Source organism: Bacteroidota bacterium (assembly GCA_023957335.1).
Lineage (GTDB): Bacteria > Bacteroidota > Bacteroidia > NS11-12g > UBA955 > JALOAG01.
In genome coordinates this window covers 1-15,497 of sequence record JAMLHC010000002.1, presented here as the reverse complement: position 1 = coordinate 15,497, position 15,497 = coordinate 1, and the positions used below count along the sequence as shown (strand labels likewise).

The 15,497-nt window shown below is 38.5% G+C and carries 12 protein-coding genes; 1 reads left to right on the top strand and 11 read right to left on the bottom strand.

The genetic code is table 11. The features are described 5' to 3' along the window. The first annotated feature begins 8 nt into the window (after positions 1-8). Positions 9-602, top strand: a complete 594-nt coding sequence (gene coaE / locus M9892_03435; GenBank protein MCO5253401.1) for a dephospho-CoA kinase — start codon at positions 9-11, stop codon at positions 600-602. On the opposite strand, the gene M9892_03430 is transcribed toward coaE, so the two are convergent. The 11 genes from M9892_03430 to M9892_03380 form a co-directional block, all read right to left on the bottom strand. Continuing rightward, positions 586-3,321 (bottom strand): PKD domain-containing protein, encoded by a 2,736-nt coding sequence (locus M9892_03430; GenBank protein MCO5253400.1) that lies wholly within the window; start codon positions 3,319-3,321, stop codon positions 586-588. The two genes, coaE and M9892_03430, sit on opposite strands and share 17 nt — an antisense overlap. An 18-nt stretch (positions 3,322-3,339) precedes the next feature. Continuing rightward, positions 3,340-4,644 carry a tRNA lysidine(34) synthetase TilS gene (gene tilS / locus M9892_03425; GenBank protein MCO5253399.1) on the bottom strand — a complete coding sequence of 435 codons (1,305 nt, stop codon included), beginning with the start codon at positions 4,642-4,644 and terminating at the stop codon, positions 3,340-3,342. A 129-nt stretch (positions 4,645-4,773) separates the two neighbouring features. Beyond that, the gene (locus M9892_03420) at positions 4,774-5,214 is read right to left on the bottom strand and encodes a c-type cytochrome (GenBank protein MCO5253398.1); all 441 of its coding nucleotides are present in this window, start codon (positions 5,212-5,214) and stop codon (positions 4,774-4,776) included. Between the two features lie 203 nt (positions 5,215-5,417). Further along, complete coding sequence (locus tag M9892_03415; GenBank protein MCO5253397.1) at positions 5,418-5,582, bottom strand: hypothetical protein; 165 nt, start codon at positions 5,580-5,582, stop codon at positions 5,418-5,420. Next, positions 5,579-6,262, bottom strand: coding sequence for a M48 family metallopeptidase (locus tag M9892_03410; GenBank protein ID MCO5253396.1), 684 nt, complete (start codon positions 6,260-6,262; stop codon positions 5,579-5,581). Before M9892_03410 ends, M9892_03415 begins: the two co-directional genes overlap by 4 nt. A gap of 43 nt (positions 6,263-6,305) precedes the next feature. Then, positions 6,306-9,542, bottom strand: coding sequence for an HsdR family type I site-specific deoxyribonuclease (locus M9892_03405; protein ID MCO5253395.1), 3,237 nt, complete (start codon positions 9,540-9,542; stop codon positions 6,306-6,308). 2 nt (positions 9,543-9,544) lie between these two features. Next, positions 9,545-10,585, bottom strand: a complete 1,041-nt coding sequence (locus M9892_03400; protein ID MCO5253394.1) for a virulence RhuM family protein — start codon at positions 10,583-10,585, stop codon at positions 9,545-9,547. A gap of 40 nt (positions 10,586-10,625) precedes the next feature. Further along, the gene (locus tag M9892_03395) at positions 10,626-11,045 is read right to left on the bottom strand and encodes a GxxExxY protein (protein ID MCO5253393.1); all 420 of its coding nucleotides are present in this window, start codon (positions 11,043-11,045) and stop codon (positions 10,626-10,628) included. Positions 11,046-11,053: 8 nt separating this feature from the next. After that, complete coding sequence (locus tag M9892_03390) at positions 11,054-12,403, bottom strand: restriction endonuclease subunit S (GenBank protein ID MCO5253392.1); 1,350 nt, start codon at positions 12,401-12,403, stop codon at positions 11,054-11,056. Next, positions 12,396-15,068, bottom strand: a complete 2,673-nt coding sequence (locus M9892_03385) for a type I restriction-modification system subunit M (GenBank protein ID MCO5253391.1) — start codon at positions 15,066-15,068, stop codon at positions 12,396-12,398. Before M9892_03385 ends, M9892_03390 begins: the two co-directional genes overlap by 8 nt. Positions 15,069-15,085: 17 nt before the next feature. Further along, a complete protein-coding gene (locus tag M9892_03380) occupies positions 15,086-15,253 on the bottom strand; it encodes a hypothetical protein (GenBank protein ID MCO5253390.1) in 168 nt (55 codons plus the stop codon). Between the last annotated feature and the right edge of the window lie 244 nt (positions 15,254-15,497).

Genomic DNA, 15,497 nt, shown 5'->3' with positions numbered 1-15,497 from the left:
ATATTGTTATGCTTAAAGTAGGCATAACCGGAGGTATAGGCAGCGGAAAAAGTACAGTTTCCGCTGTTTTTGTTTCTCTGGGTATTCCTTTTTATAATGCTGATGCAAGAGCCAAATGGCTTACCGAACATCATCCTGACATTGTTAGAGAAATTATTGCATTGTTTGGCAACCAAGCCTATGCTTTTGGCTCTTATAACAGAAAATATATTGCCTCTCTTGTTTTTAACGATACAGACAAACTCCTTCAACTCAATCAAATCATTCATCCGCGTGTAGAAGCCGACTACAAACAGTTCTGCGAAGAACACAAGGACACACTTTATACATTGAAAGAAGCCGCTATACTTTTTGAATCCGGCTCTTATAAACTATTGGACAAAACCATTATGGTGCTTGCGGACAAAGAATTGCGTATCCGCAGGGTGTGTAAGCGCGACAACATTTCCAGAGAAGATGTTTTAAAAAGAATGGAGAAGCAAATGCCGGATGAGGAAAAAGTCAAACTTGCTGACTTTGTTATAAAAAATAACCTGCAAGATATGATCATCCCGCAGGTTATTGAACTGCATAAGCAACTAAGCGCTATTGCTTGCGAATAATCTGACTGTATTTGCCCTGTTCTGAATATACACTCATTGTATAAATACCAGGACTCAATGTTTGCAAGTCAAGTGTGTATTGAGTTGCATTGTTATTAATACTCTTTTCAAAAACAATTTTTCCAACTACATCAACGATGACAATCTTTTGAATGACAACATTTTGCTCAGATTTAATATGTAATTCGTCATGGGTAGGATTAGGATATATGCCCCAAGTGTTGTGCTTGTTTAATGTGTTCACCGATGCAAATTCCGGCAGTGTAATGCTTAAAATATTGCTGTCACATACGTTTCGAGCAGTTAGAGTTACTTGTAATCCATTTGGATTAGAAATATATTTGTGATTCGGGTTTTCGTCAACGCTTGTATTACCGTCTCCAAATGACCAAGTGTAATTATTGTTTAGTCCTGTAGAACTATTATTGAATTGAAGTTCAAAATTGCCCTTGTTGTCAAAGGTAAAATCAGCGTGAGGATGATCTGCATTTTTGATATTCAAATTTTTACTTATGGTTTGGGTTGATTTTAAATCTGTTGAAGTCAAACTGATGCTAATATTGCCACCATTACTATAAATAACTTTATGAGGTCCGGCACCGGATGCAGTAGCAGGTGTAGCACCGAAGCCAAAGTCCCAGCTTAATGTGTTTGCGGGTCCTGATAGATTTGTGAAGGTAACGGTTTCGAACATACAAGCATCCTGTTTGTCAGTTGAAAAATCTGTACAAATAAAGTTCACTTCCTTAGTTTCCGAAATTGAACCACAAGAATTGCTTGCTGTTAATTTGACATTATGAGCCCCTCCGTTGGAGAAAGCAAATGATGGGTTATTACCATTGTCAGTGCCTTGTCCGGCAAAGTCCCAGGTGTAGGTGGTAGTTACAATAGGATTTATTACTGAAAAAGACATTTCACAGCCTTTCACAAATGAAGAAGTAAAGTCAGCAATAGGTTGAGCAGTAGATTTCACGGATACCATTGCGGAATATTGCTTGCTGTCGGAAGAATTTCCGCTGGCAATATCCAATTTTACGGTTTTGTTTCCGCCAATATTATAAATGACTTTGTGAGGACCTTGACCAATTGCGGTCGCAGGAACTGCACCTAATCCAAAATCCCATGCCCAAGAAGTGATATTCCCTTGAGAAAGGTCAGAAAAAATAACGGTGTCTTTAGCACATGCGTTGGATTTGTCAACACTAAAATCAGCAGCTAAAGGAGCAAACTGACAAGAACCGGGGTTGATTAAACTCATGGCTTGTTTGCTGCAAATAGACGTTGTACTTTTTCTTGTTATATAGTTACCGCAAGCAGTATCATTGCTTTGAAGGGTTCTTTTATCGGTATTGGGTCCAATGGAATAATGCATTACATTGTTGGTATTGATCACGTGTCCTAACTGATGCCCGTGTCCAAGTTCGTGCAGTGCAACAGACTCGAAGTCAGTTTTTCCACCCGTAGGCGCTGCAGGTCCATATTCCCAATTTGCACTCTTTTTGAAAACAATATCCATTCCGGTTACATACCAGTCCATGCCACCCGGTATATAACAACCGCTATAAAATGAGTAGCAAGTACCCAAAATAGATGAACCCAGCCAGCCTTTATCAAAGAAAACCATGTTCTTATTATCGTTCATCATGGTGTCATTTGATAAGATGCCTGTTGTATCCCAATTAATCAGGGTGTTACATCTCCATGACTCAATAGCTCTGATAAAAGAATTGACAGCAGGAGTGTTGGTTATAAACTTAGTGTCCCAAATCCATGTAATTCCACCGTTTCCGTTTTGCCCTATATGCCTTAATTCAAATGCCGTAGTGTCCGGAACCTGAGGAGGTGTATAATATGCAATATTGAGATGTGCCCAAGGAATAGTGAGGTTTGTAGCAGAGGTAACATTGTCACCGGTACTATTATATACTTTGAATTTACCTGTTCCGGCTCTTGTTTGCACTCTGAGTTTTATTTCTGTGTCTGTCCATGAAACATAATCACCTGAGTTAGGGAATACATAGCCGCTTCCACCGTTATTGGCATCGGGAAAGAAAACAAAGCCTGAGCCTCTGCTCGCACCAAAACCGGTTCCGGTAATGGTGAGTATTTGTTGAGTTCCCGCATCAATGGAAGCCGGTGAAAAACTTGTGATGGTAGGAGTTACTCTCCTGCCATTTATTTTGGGCTCATTGGGTTGAGAAATAATAATCTCTTGTTGGGTGAGGTTCTTTATTTGAGGAATTAAATTGGTTTTTATATCACCCCATTGGTTCAGATTGTCAAAAGCCTTTTTCTTATTATAATCATAAGAGATAAAACCCAATGGACCGGTTTTGGAATAATAAGTGAATGTTTGATTTTCAGGGTTGTCCCAACTGAAATTTCTGCTAATAAAGAAAATTCCGCTTTGACCTATTTGAGTCTCAAGATTTGGATTCACCCCAACCGCCTCATTACCTACAATTCCACCTTCTGTCAGAAGTGTGATGAATTCTTGGTTTGAACTACCTTTAAAATACTTGTGTACCTGTAAAGTATGGGCGGTATAAATAAAATTATTTGACTGATTCTTATAAGAGAATTTTGAAATTACTGTGGCTTCTAACACCATTTCATTTTCGTTAATTCTGTCTTGCAAGGGCACGTTTACCAACGAACATCCGGCATTTGCCTGCCATGCAAAACCCATGGCAAAGAGTACTGATAATAATTTTTTCATTTAATTTCTGATTACAAGCTACAATAATAAGTGTTTTGCACTTATTAATAGATTAGAGTGGTTATTTTGTGGATTATTCATGGGGGGTGCGGTACGTATTCCCGGAATCCAAACAATCTGATTCTCAATTAAAAAGACGGGTATTAACTTGCGCAAAAGAACCGGAATTTTGTGTTCTGTAAACAAATCGCTCAGCTTTTTACTCTGACCATTGTTTGCCATTTGGATTTTATCTCCTAATTCCCAAAAACGCATTTCAATCTCTTTGCCTACTAAGGACTCGCCCAAATACAAGGTATAAGAATTTGATGGCAATTGTTTCGTGCTGACATGCATAATGCCCCAATCCAATTGTATTTCTTTTCCTATTATCCAACGGAATGAATGTTCCTGTGTGTGCAAAGATTTGGGTATTATCCAAATCTTATCATCGCTTGTACATGCCCTATAAAGCTCAGATTCCCATTCTTTTCCCGAATCTTTACTCAAACACATTTCATTTGCCTGCACATAATTGAACCCTTTGTCTTCGAGCAGATAATGTAATAGTAGCGAAGCTTGGTTAAATCCGACAAGATGAATGCGAGAAATAATGTTGAGTTGTTCGTCTTGTCTAATCCATAAATCTTTTGCAATTCGCGTAATCAACGATTGCAATAAATCCTTCTCTTGTCTTATTTGAAGGGTGGTTTCAGCAATATTTTGGATGACATTGGGAAACTTTTCTTCTGTCAAAGGGATGATTTTGTTTCGGATAAAATTGCGTGCATAATCCGATTTCATATTGCTGCTATCATTGCGCCATTGAAGTCCTTTTTCTTCGGCAAAATCCTCAATCTGCTTGCGAGAAAAGGGAAGGAGCGGACGAAGAAACCTTTGGCGGTTTCCCATTCCGGTCAAACCGTCTATTCCGGTTTTTCTAAACAGATTAAGCAAAAGCGTTTCGCTCAAATCATTCTGTTGGTGCGCAGTCAATACAATGTCTATGCTGTTGTTATTAATAAAAGTATTGAACCAATCATACCTTATTTGACGTGCTTTTTCTTGAATACCGGTATGCTTATTAAATTGATTCTTAGCATCCAATATTTCAATTTGTAAATTGTAAGTGATAGCCAAATTTCTCACAAACGCCTCATCTTCATCACTCTCTTTGCCGCGCAACCCATAATTTACATGAAGTAAAATGATGTTTTTTAACTCCGAATCAAGCAATAATTGTAACAATACAACCGAATCCACACCGCCACTGATAGCCAGTCCTATTTTGTGATGTGTGATTAGGTTGAGTTTTTGAATCTCTGCTTGAAATTGCTTTAGCATAGCGAATTGCAAAAGTACCACTTTTGCAAAACAACATAGAAACTTCTTGCGCTTAAACGAATGAGTCCGACAGCATGATGAAAGTTTGTTCTATGTAATTCTGAACAGGTTCAGTATAAAAAACACATTTTATTTTGAATCTGCATGTGAAGTAATCGGCTCTTTGTTCCCGTTATGACAAGTCATACAGTTGATTTTATTGGGAACGATTTGTTGTCCGTCAGGTCCTGCAAAAGGAATAAAATATTTGTCGTTAATTTCGGTAGTCATTTTCATCATAAAACGCGCTGCTTCTTTATAATGATTTTCGTCACTTGCAAAATCTAATTCTTTGGGATTGTCTTTGCTTGATACATGGCAGAATCCGCATTTAACACCCAGCGCATTAGAAAAGAATTTCATTGTGTCTTTTAAAGCCTCTTTGCTTATGTCTTGGGGGAGGATTTTTAAATTTCTTTTGGGCGGTTCGTCTGTTTCTTTTGCTTCTTTTGGTTGATTGGAAATTGCATAGACATTTAGCGTAAGGAAAGCAAGCACTACAACTGCAATAATGGTTAATTTATGTTTCATAAGATGATAATTTTAAGGGTGAATTGTTGAGCAAATTAAATGCAAGAACTACTTACATCAAAACAATATCGGCAAAATTGCCAATATCGGGCTCTAATAAGTTTTTTTTAGAGCTGCCTGAAAACCAATCATTTTACTCTGTATCCAATAGAAACCTTGCTTAAATCGCTTCGAATGAAGCAGGTATTTCGGTGTATTTACTTTTAGCTGGTTGAAAAAGTGAAGCGTTGGCTTTGCAAGCTCATTGACATAGCTTTGGTTTGTGCTTGGGCTTGTGCGGTTTGCAATTGAAAATCATGAGCACCGCTGAAAAACAAATAACGCAAGCGAATAAATGTGCATACACCTCTGCGTTGGACTGTTCTCATAATGACATTTTTACTCCGTTTCTTTTTAACCAATCTTCATGTTCACGGTAATTGGGCATTTTCTTGTCTAATTCATTCCAAAATTCAGGCGAGTGATTCGGATGCTTTAAATGAACCATTTCATGAGTAATGATATAGTCCAGCACCGAAACAGGTGCCATGATACATTTCCAGTGAAAGTTTAAACCGTTTTTAGGAGTCCACGAAGCCCAACGGTTTTGAAGTTCCAAAACCTTGATGGATGTCGGTTTTGTTTCAAATTTTTCTTCAATGAGTTTAATTCGTTCCTGAATTTTTTGAAAACCCTTTGCACGATAGAAATCCTTAAAAACCTTTTCTGCTTTTGGTAAATACTTTTTGTCAAGATGAAAAAATCCACCTGAAATTTTCAATGGCACATCTTGATGCTCGGTTAGTTGTAAACGGTAGTTTCTGCCTAAATAAAGAAAGGATTGTCCGTTAACATATTCGCGTTTTACTTTACCCTGATTCAGTTCTTTCCATTTAGCCAGCTTTTGAAATATCTGATACTCCTTTGCTTTTACAGCCGCTTCAATTTTATCATCACTTGCAGTAATGGGAGCAAGCACTTTTACTGAACCGTTTCGTTCAATGAAAATGCTTACCGTTTTTCTTCTTTCGGTTTTTTCAATGTCAATATGGATGCTGTCTAACTTCATTTGTCTGAACTATGATTCATTTGATTAAATGATTAGCATGATTTTAATTCAGCCTGTCCATTCGGTTTTTTGCAAGCTTCATAAGTTCGGAACTCAATTCTGCGGCTCTGTCTTTTAGAATAAGCAGGTTACTAAAATTAATTTCTTCCTGTAGTTTGCCTTCCATTGTTCTTATTTCTGAAGGTTTATCCCAGAAGTTTTTGATTGTTGCCGAATCTTTTATTATTGATAAAGTTTTTTCAGTAAGAACTCTACAATATTCAATTTCTGTTTCTGTCGGGTTATATAGGTAGGTATTTATTAAATCGAAAAACGGCTCATCCTTTTTTCTCTCTACTTTCATTTCTTCCCGCAAACCTTCCAACTGCTTTACTATTTCTTCCCAATTCTCTTTGTATGAATTTAAAATTGTTTCAAGGCGGTCTTTGAAACGGTTGTAAAGTGTCGGATCTTTTTCAAGATTTACTTTGATGTGCCAACGAATGGCGTGTTCCATTTCAGATGCTTTCGATTTTGGAGTTTTGTTCAGATAATCAACTTTTGATTTAAACTCATCTGAAAGAATAGAAACCTGCTGAACTTTGGTATCTATGCCTAAAGAATATAAATGTTTGTCAATGAGCTGGCGGACTTTCTGTGAAGCCCACTTCAAGTCCATGGTTTCGTCTTTGTAACGGTCTTTGATTCTCCATAGCAAGTAACCTAATCGTTTCGCAATTACCCAATATTCGCCACCTGCCTGCGTATTGAAAAGCAAATCCAAACTATCGAAAAAACTTTTGGAATAGGTAAGTAGTTCGGCTCTGAATTTTATATTCTTTGCTTGCTCTATGCAACTTTCGGAAAATTCAAACTCTGCTGCTTGGTCTGTAAATTTCTGATTCAGGAAGTTTTCAATTTCGTTCAAGTTATTTTCTGTGAACAAATTCAAAACCCTTTTATAGCGTGCTTCTAATACAGGAATTTCTTTGTTGATGTCTCGGAATACATTCAGAAAGTGCTGCGCTTTTTCCTTGTCCTTGTCTGTGTAAATACCTAAGGCTTGTTGTAAATGTTTGGTAATGCCGATATAGTCCACTATAAGCCCAAATGTTTTACCTTTTTTAGTTCTGTTTACCCTTGTTATGGCTTGGAACAAGTCATGTTCTTTCATGATTTTGTCCAGATACATTACTTGCTCAATGGGAGCATCAAAGCCAGTCAACAAGCGGTCGCAAACACACAAAATTCCTATGCCTGATTCGGGTTTTTTGTATTGTCCGCCTTCTTCCTGCGAATAGTCAAAGTCTTTTTTGAAGCTGTTTACAGCATCCCAATCTTTGGCTTCACTTCTTGCCTTGCTGATGTAACCGAGTTCATTGTTACCCATACCCGAAACTACTGCAGCAACTTTTAAAAATTCTAATTGCTTTATGCGGTCATCATCTCTTTCATCATTAGGCAATGCTTTCAATTGAGCAATTTTCTCTTTGATTGCAGTTTCCAGTTCGTACTTGTAGCGAACAGCTGCCACAATACTTGAAGACACTACTTGTGCTTTAAAGCCATTCACCAAAATATCGGTGTAATAATGTTCAACAATGTCTTTAGCTATTTCGGCAATACGGTCTTTGCTTTCGAGATAGGCAATGAATGAACCGTAACGCCTTTGAATTTCTTCTCTTTCTTCCTGAGTTCTTTTCTGAAAAAGGTCTTCAAACTCAGCATCAAACAGTTCTTTATCATCTATTTTATCGTTGGAAACTTTTCCAATATACTTGATTTCAACAGTGGCTCTGTCGGCTACTGCTTTATCAAACTTGTAACTGTCAATCCACGGCTCACCGTTTTCATCCAATTTACCACCAAATCGTTCATGCGTTTTGATTTCGTGTCGTTCGGTTAGTAAAGGAGTTCCTGTGAATCCAATTCGGACGGCTTGCGGAAAAGCATTGAACAAATTATCACCCATGTCTCCGCCTTGTGTACGGTGGGCTTCATCTACCATCAGCAAGATGCGGTCGCTGTTGTTGATGGTTTCAAATTTTTCAAACTTGGGAACTACACCCGCATCAATCAGCGATTGTGCCGAAACATTGTTGTCTGCCAAAAACTTGTGAATCATCACCAGATTTAAGTTTCCGGTATCATCATCCAAAAGGTTCAAATCTGTTTTACTGTCAATGATGGACAATGATTCATTGGCATATTTCAAGGTGTCTGCCAACTGCTCTTCCAAATCCACACGGTCAACAATGGAAATAATTTTCAGGTCTTTTAAATCATCACTGCTGCGGAGTTTTCGGATAAGAAACACCATAGTCAAACTTTTTCCGCTCCCTTGTGTATGCCAAACCACACCACCTTTCTCTTTGGGGTTTGTTCCTTCACGGAGATTACGAATGATTTTGCCAACGGCTCTGTATTGATTGTAACGAGCTACAATTTTCACTTCCACACCTTTCTTGATTTCCATGAAAAGGGTGAAGTGTTTCAGAATGTCCACCAAGATTTCCTTGTTGAGCATTCCGCAAATCATTACTTCCTGACGTTCTTCATCAGGTGGGAAAGCAACCGTTTTGTATTCTTCGGGAAATATGTCCACCCAATTGTTGTAAAAATCAAAATCAGCACTGATGGTTCCTACACGGGCTTCATAACCGTGGGTAATGATGCTAAACAAATTGTAGTGAAAAAGCCGTTCTTCGCCTTCCTTTACTCCGTAATCATCTTCTCTGGTATTGGCATATCGGGTAACCTGCAAAAAAGCTTCGCTTAATGGTTCAGCCACATCAAAATCCTTAGCTTCTACCACTACCAATGGCAAACCGTTTAGAAATAAAACAATATCAGGAATAATGCCCTGGCGGCTTGCACCGGGAGTAAGCAAACGAAACTGATTGATGGCAATAAAACTGTTCTTGTCATAGTTTTTGAAATCCACCAAACGAACGGTTGGGTTCACTTCACCCGTGAATTCGTTTTTGTTTACCGTTGTGCCTTTAATCAATAAGCGGTGAATTTCTTTATTGGCTTCATGCAAGGTTTTGCTCGAAAAGCTTTGAATTTCTGTAAGCAATTCCTCAAGCTGTCTGTCAGTAAGCCATTCTTTGCCGTCTGCCGTTTTGTTGATAGACTTTACGGTGTCTTTAAATACTTGGGGCAACAACACCTGCTTAAAGTGTTCTCTCAAACTTTTTGAAGGGTCTTGTGGAACGCCAATGCCTTGGTCTATCACTTGCCAACCTAACTGGCGCAGTTTATCTAAAAACGGTTTTTCTACATTGATATATTCTGCCATAATTATTTTGTCTTTTTATCGGTTGATACCGAAATTTTTTTTACTGCCTTATCAAAATCACTTTCCAATAATTTATCTTGTACAATTCTGAATTTTTCAAATTCACTTTCAGCAAGTGCCACAGCCACTTCATGTGAAACTTTACTTAGATTTTTCAATACCGCTTCTTCGTTGAACTGCAGGAATGCGTCTAACTTTTCAATCCAATTTTTCATATACATCACTACACCTTTTCTTGCCTGATTTTCGGCAAAGTCCAAATACATGGTAACGATTCTGTTTAAGCCGTCTAATTCCTTTTCGTTCAGATAATTTTTTGCAATGCCTACATCTGTTTTACGGATGCTCCCTTTCGGAGCATTTTTCCATGTGGTTAATCCCATATTTTGCTTTGTGCTGTCCACTCTTGCAGCAATCAGTTCTGCTGCTGTTTGTCCGGTTATAGCCCAATGCAATTTGTTTTGAACCGTAGCAAAAAATTTTTGGGTAATATCATTGTCAACACTATAATCGGCACTGCATTGCGAATAGATGTCTGTTATTTTTTGATAGAATCTTCGTTCACTGCTACGGATGTCGCGTATTCGTGCAAGTTGTTCTTCAAAATAATCCTTGCCAAAAATATTGTGAGGATTTTTCAGTCTTTCATCATCCATCGTAAAACCTTTGATGATGTATTCTTTCAACCGTTCTGTAGCCCAAATACGAAACGATGTTGCCTGACTGCTGTTCACACGATAACCCACTGAAATAATTGCATCCAGATTGTAAAATTGGGTTTTATATGTTTTTCCATCAGCAGCAGTATGTGCAATTTTTGCACATACTGAAACCGGGTCGAGTTCTTTGGTGTCAAAAATGTTTTTCAGATGCTTGGTAACAACACTCCGTTCCACCCCAAAAAGGTCAGCTATTTTTTGTTGCGTAAGCCAAATGGTTTCGTTCCGCAAATAAATTTCAACCTTTACTTGCCCACCGGGTGTTGTATAAAGTAATATCTCATTAAAGCCCTCATCTGTCGGTATGTTATTCTTTTTGCTCATGTCAATATGGTCTGCATCTTGATTTACTTGATTGTCTGCATTATGATTTGTTTGATTTTGGTGATTCAGGTGATTTGTATTTTTTATTTGTCAGCCGTTTAAAATTCAAGCTGGTTTCACCGAAGTTTATGAGCAAACCAATTTCAAGATTGTATGCCTCCAGATAATTGATTGCTTGTGCAAAGTGAACATCTTCTAATTTGGTTATTGCTTTCAATTCTACACTGATAACGCCTTCCACTAAAAAATCAACCCTTCGTGTGCCAATTTGCTCATCTCTGTAGAAAATAGGCATTTCATGCTCTCGGCTGAATTCAATACCAGCCAGCTTCATCTCTATTTCCAAAGCCCGTTGATAAATCACTTCTTGGAACCCGTTGCCCAATCGTTTATGCACTTCCATAGCACAGCCAATGATTTTGCCGGTTAGCTCAGAATATTTGTAAGTTGTCTGAACCATTGTCTGCACTATGATTTGTTTGATTTTGGTGATTGATTTGATTCTATACTTACAACTGAATCATGGTCATCATGCAAATCACCAAAATCACAGTTCAGACGTTTTCTCCCACTCAACAAATCCTCCATCAATCCCTTTTTAAGACTTTCCATTTTTTGTAAGTAGGTTTGCTCGGCATCAATAGTTTTATCGATAGTCGTTAATTTTTCAGCCATAACATTTTGCTCTGTTTCAGGGACTAATGGAACTGGAATTTTTAGAAAGTCCTTTGTTGTAAAAGATGCCTGATTTACTGCTGGCTTTACTATTGTGTGCAATTCGTTCTGTGTGATGCTAGAATTTAATAAGTAAAACAAAAATCTTGAGTTGGTATTCTTCGAAGCCTGCATCCTCAATAGATTTGTTGTATATATCACGTCTCTTTTAAAACCTTCAAAAATTGCAGATTTACCAATCTGGTCAAGACTATTGATGAAGCAAATCAGAATATCGCCTATTGTCAATTTGTATGAATTAGTATCAGCACCTTGTGGGTCATCTATATACCAGTATTTTAAATTTGAAAAATCAAATCTGCTTTCTTGAATGTTTCCTGAAATCATCACGGGAATGCCAATGTCTTCATCCGATAGAAGTCTGGATAGCCCGCTTCTTAAAAAGCTAACGTAAGTATCCATTACATCCACATCCCACTCCCTCGGTATCATTCCCAACTTACTTTCCTTATACAACTCCGGTGCATCCTCAAAGCGGGGGCGGAGTTTGTTGGTGTTTAGGTCTATGCCACGGGTAAACAAATCCTGCAACATACCTTGCTTAATGGCTTTGTATTTGGCAATGGCGGCTTGGGTTTTTTCTATCACCGCATCGGCTGTGGATAGGATTTTAGAGATAACATATTGTTCAGGAACTATTGGATAGTTGAATTCCAAATTGTCAACTATCTCTTTGTTTATATGCGGCTGGGCACTTCCAACATTATGTAAGAGAATTTTGTCAATGTTGTGATGTAAAGTGTAAAGTAGGAATTTTGAATCATGTTCCTTGGATGGGAAAATACCAGTTATTGATTGATTTGTGCTGGTCTCAATTTCAAGAATTGCTGACATTCCAGTGGTAGCACCTGTTAATGCGATAACTACTGTGCCAATTGGAAATAATTTTGCAGAACTATTATCTAATGCCTCTTGGGTAATATAAGTAGTTGGTTTCTTTATTATATCGTGTTTACTCAGTTCACCAGAATTTATCCAAGGAATTGTTCCATTGTGCCAATACTCTTTTCTTTCCGTTGATGGTGTTCCACCAGAAGCAGTAAAAGAAAAGTCCTTTATTTTCTTCTTGCTCCACTTACTCATAACCCAATTCAATTAAAAAATTATTAAGTGCATTAGTTTCTGTTTCTCTTGCTTTCAATATTTCTTGTAGAGTGTCGATGTATTTCTCCCAAACATTTTCCACCGCTTGCAACAATTGGCGTTGGTGGGCTTGCAAATAGTCGTTCACGGTTTGTTGCAAGGTTCGCAGCCAGCGTTGCATGATGAGTTCTTTGGCTTCTTCAGGCGTAATGAGCAAGCGTGCCTGGTCCACCAATGCTTGTTTGCGGTCTTTTATTTCTTTAATTTTTCTTTTGCACACTTTTAGTTCTTCTTCCAGTTCAGTATGTTTTGCCATGCGGTTTTCTTCTTTCGCAATCTGTTCATCCAGCCTTTCAACTTCTGCCTTCAACTTTTCACTTTCCACTTTTAACTGTGCACTATCCAATGCCCCGGCTTTTATTCGTTTCAACAACAACTTATATTCCTTATCGGCTTCTTTGCGTTCGCCTTTCAGTTCTTTAATGCTGTCTTTGTGTTCTTTCAGTTCCTTGCTTCGCCATACTTCGTAATCTTCTTCGTTCCAAACATCATCTTCCAGTTCGTTTACTTCGTCAAATTTGGCTTGCAGTTCATCACGCCTTGCTTCATTGTCCTTCAATTCTTTCAATACCTCAGGAAACTGGCTTTGCAAAATTTCATCATCGGGTATCAATTCGGCATTCCAACCGCTGGCAATTACACTTTTTATGTCGTTGGTAATGCTGTTCCAGTATGCAGCAAACGAACCACGGCTTTTAAAGTCGTCAAGGATGTCTGAACTGTGATTTGTTTGATTTTTTTGATTGCCATGATTTTGGTTGAAACGGAGTTTTTCAGTGAGTGATTGAGAAAATTGATGGTATAAATCAAATATATTCAATTTGCCTTCGGGCAATTGTTCAAAAGTGGCTTGTTGCTCGTTCCACCAATCATTGATTGCGTTTTCATATTGGGCAAAAGCGGTTTTTATTTCGGAGCTTTCGTCAAAGAGTTTTTTAATGTCCTCCTTGTGTGCAATGCTGTCCGAAAATTTTAGGTAATTGGGTTTTAACGGCTCAAACAGTTTGGCTTCCAAGCCTGCATAGCAGTTGAAATAATCGGCTAATGCTTTTACTTCATTTTTGGGAATACCGCCTTGCAAGTGGGCATGCACATCCTGCGGTTCGGGTGGCGGTGCATTGTCCACAAACCTGCGAATGTTGAAATTGAAATCTTCGTTCTCCAGGTTGTTGTGTTCATCAATGGCTTTGCTCTTTGCCACTAACTTGCTGTATTTGGGTGTTTCCTTTTTGTGTCGGTAGGTGTATGCAATTTTCTCCAAATCTTCGGGGCGAAGTTTATTTTGATTTTTGCCCTCTTTGTATTCACGGTCGGCATTGATAAACAGCACATGGTCTCTTTCGTGTGCTCCGGCTTTGTTTATCACCAATACACAAGCACCAATGCCCGTTCCATAAAACAGGGCAGAAGGCAATCCAATTACTGCTTCCAGATAGCCACGACCAACGAGCCATTCCCGGAATTTTTTTTCCTCACCACCTCGATACAATACACCGTGTGGCATTACCACTGCCATGCGTCCGGCATTGTTCAGCGAAGCCACCATGTGTTGCACAAACATGAAATCGGCTTTGTCTTTGTTGGGCATCCAAAAACTAAAGCGTTCTTTAAATTTCATGTTGGTGGTGCTGTAATCCTGCGAAAAAGGCGGATTGGCAATCACAATATCAAAGGTTTTCAGTTCGCCATGCTCCTGATGTAAAGGATTAAGCAAAGTATCGCCATTCAAAATTTTGCTGTCGTAAATGTTATGGAACAGCATATTCATTTTACACAAGCCCCAAACTGTTCCGCTTTTTTCCTGTCCATAGAGGGTGATATTCCTTGCGGAGCCGTATCGGCTTTCTACATAGTTTTTACATTCAATCAACATACCGCCACTGCCAACTGTCGGGTCGTAGATTTCAGCATTTTCACCCGGCTCTAAAATGTTTACTAGCAGTTTTACAATTTCGTTGGGAGTGTAAAATTCTCCTGCTTTCTTTCCGGCACTGTCGGCAAAATGTTTGATGAGATATTCATACGCAGCCCCCATCAAGTCGGGGAACTCCAAATTGTCATCCCGCAGGTTCATTCTGTTGAAATGCTGAATGAGTTTCCGCAAATCTTCATCACTGATTTGCTTGTTGTTCTTACCAAAAGTTTTGTTGAAGTTGATGTTATCTTGATTGAATACACCATCCAATTTGTCAAGGTTAGCATCCTGCAAAGCAGCTAAAGCCTTGTTGAGATGGTCGCCAATTTCTTCCGTTAAATCTTTGATGAAATTGTAACGCTGCTCTTCACCTTCACTGTCAATATAAGTTTCAGGGTCGCCTTCAAGTTTTTTCCAACGTGCAGCAAGTGGAACAAAGAAATCGTATTCCGGTGAGTTTTGTCTTTCCAATTCTCCATAAAGTATTTCGGGGTCACTTACACCACGAACATCCGTCAATGTTTTCTTTCTTCTGTCACGGTGCACTTCAAACTGGTCGTTTACCCGTTTCAGAAACAACATGGAAATGATGTATTCCTTGTATTCTGATGCGTCCATGTTACCTCTCAGGATGTCACATGCATCAAAAAGGAAAGTTTCCAAACGGGAAAGTGAAATTTTATTAGCCATTTATCTATTGTCAAAATTCAAGTTGCGAATATCGTTTTTTCTGTCGGTGCGTGGGCAAAAAACGGCTCTTTTACAAGCTTGGGTTGTTCGTTAGGCTGTGCGGCTTGCAAATATGCCGTTTGTGCGGTAGGCATAAAATTACTCGCTTGTTTAATTTTTCTTTCAGCGGTACTCGTGAATCGCATCGCTTATTTGAATTAAAAAAATGTGCGGTGAGGAAATGCTTAAGCATTCACGAACGCCAATAAAAAAATAAAAAATACGTGAGTAAAATAAAAAACACAGAAGGCTCGGCAAGGAGTGACGACTTACTCGCTGTCCAAATGTTGTATCGTTTTTATGTCCTTGGTCACTTGTCAAAATGCTTTACTTTCTGTTTCTGTTTTGGTCGTCTCGTCAATGTTCGGAGTGTCGTCCTATCATTGGCAC

Coding starts and splice junctions, on each gene's coding strand:
- M9892_03385 (MCO5253391.1), bottom strand. CDS start 15,068: ATGGCTAATAAAATTTCACTTTCCCGTTTGGAAACTTTCCTTTTTGAT.
- M9892_03415 (MCO5253397.1), bottom strand. CDS start 5,582: ATGAGAACAGTCCAACGCAGAGGTGTATGCACATTTATTCGCTTGCGT.
- M9892_03395 (MCO5253393.1), bottom strand. CDS start 11,045: ATGGTTCAGACAACTTACAAATATTCTGAGCTAACCGGCAAAATCATT.
- M9892_03430 (MCO5253400.1), bottom strand. CDS start 3,321: ATGAAAAAATTATTATCAGTACTCTTTGCCATGGGTTTTGCATGGCAG.
- M9892_03400 (MCO5253394.1), bottom strand. CDS start 10,585: ATGAGCAAAAAGAATAACATACCGACAGATGAGGGCTTTAATGAGATA.
- M9892_03380 (MCO5253390.1), bottom strand. CDS start 15,253: ATGCGATTCACGAGTACCGCTGAAAGAAAAATTAAACAAGCGAGTAAT.
- tilS (MCO5253399.1), bottom strand. CDS start 4,644: ATGCTAAAGCAATTTCAAGCAGAGATTCAAAAACTCAACCTAATCACA.
- M9892_03420 (MCO5253398.1), bottom strand. CDS start 5,214: ATGAAACATAAATTAACCATTATTGCAGTTGTAGTGCTTGCTTTCCTT.
- coaE (MCO5253401.1), top strand. CDS start 9: ATGCTTAAAGTAGGCATAACCGGAGGTATAGGCAGCGGAAAAAGTACA.
- M9892_03410 (MCO5253396.1), bottom strand. CDS start 6,262: ATGAAGTTAGACAGCATCCATATTGACATTGAAAAAACCGAAAGAAGA.
- M9892_03405 (MCO5253395.1), bottom strand. CDS start 9,542: ATGGCAGAATATATCAATGTAGAAAAACCGTTTTTAGATAAACTGCGC.
- M9892_03390 (MCO5253392.1), bottom strand. CDS start 12,403: ATGAGTAAGTGGAGCAAGAAGAAAATAAAGGACTTTTCTTTTACTGCT.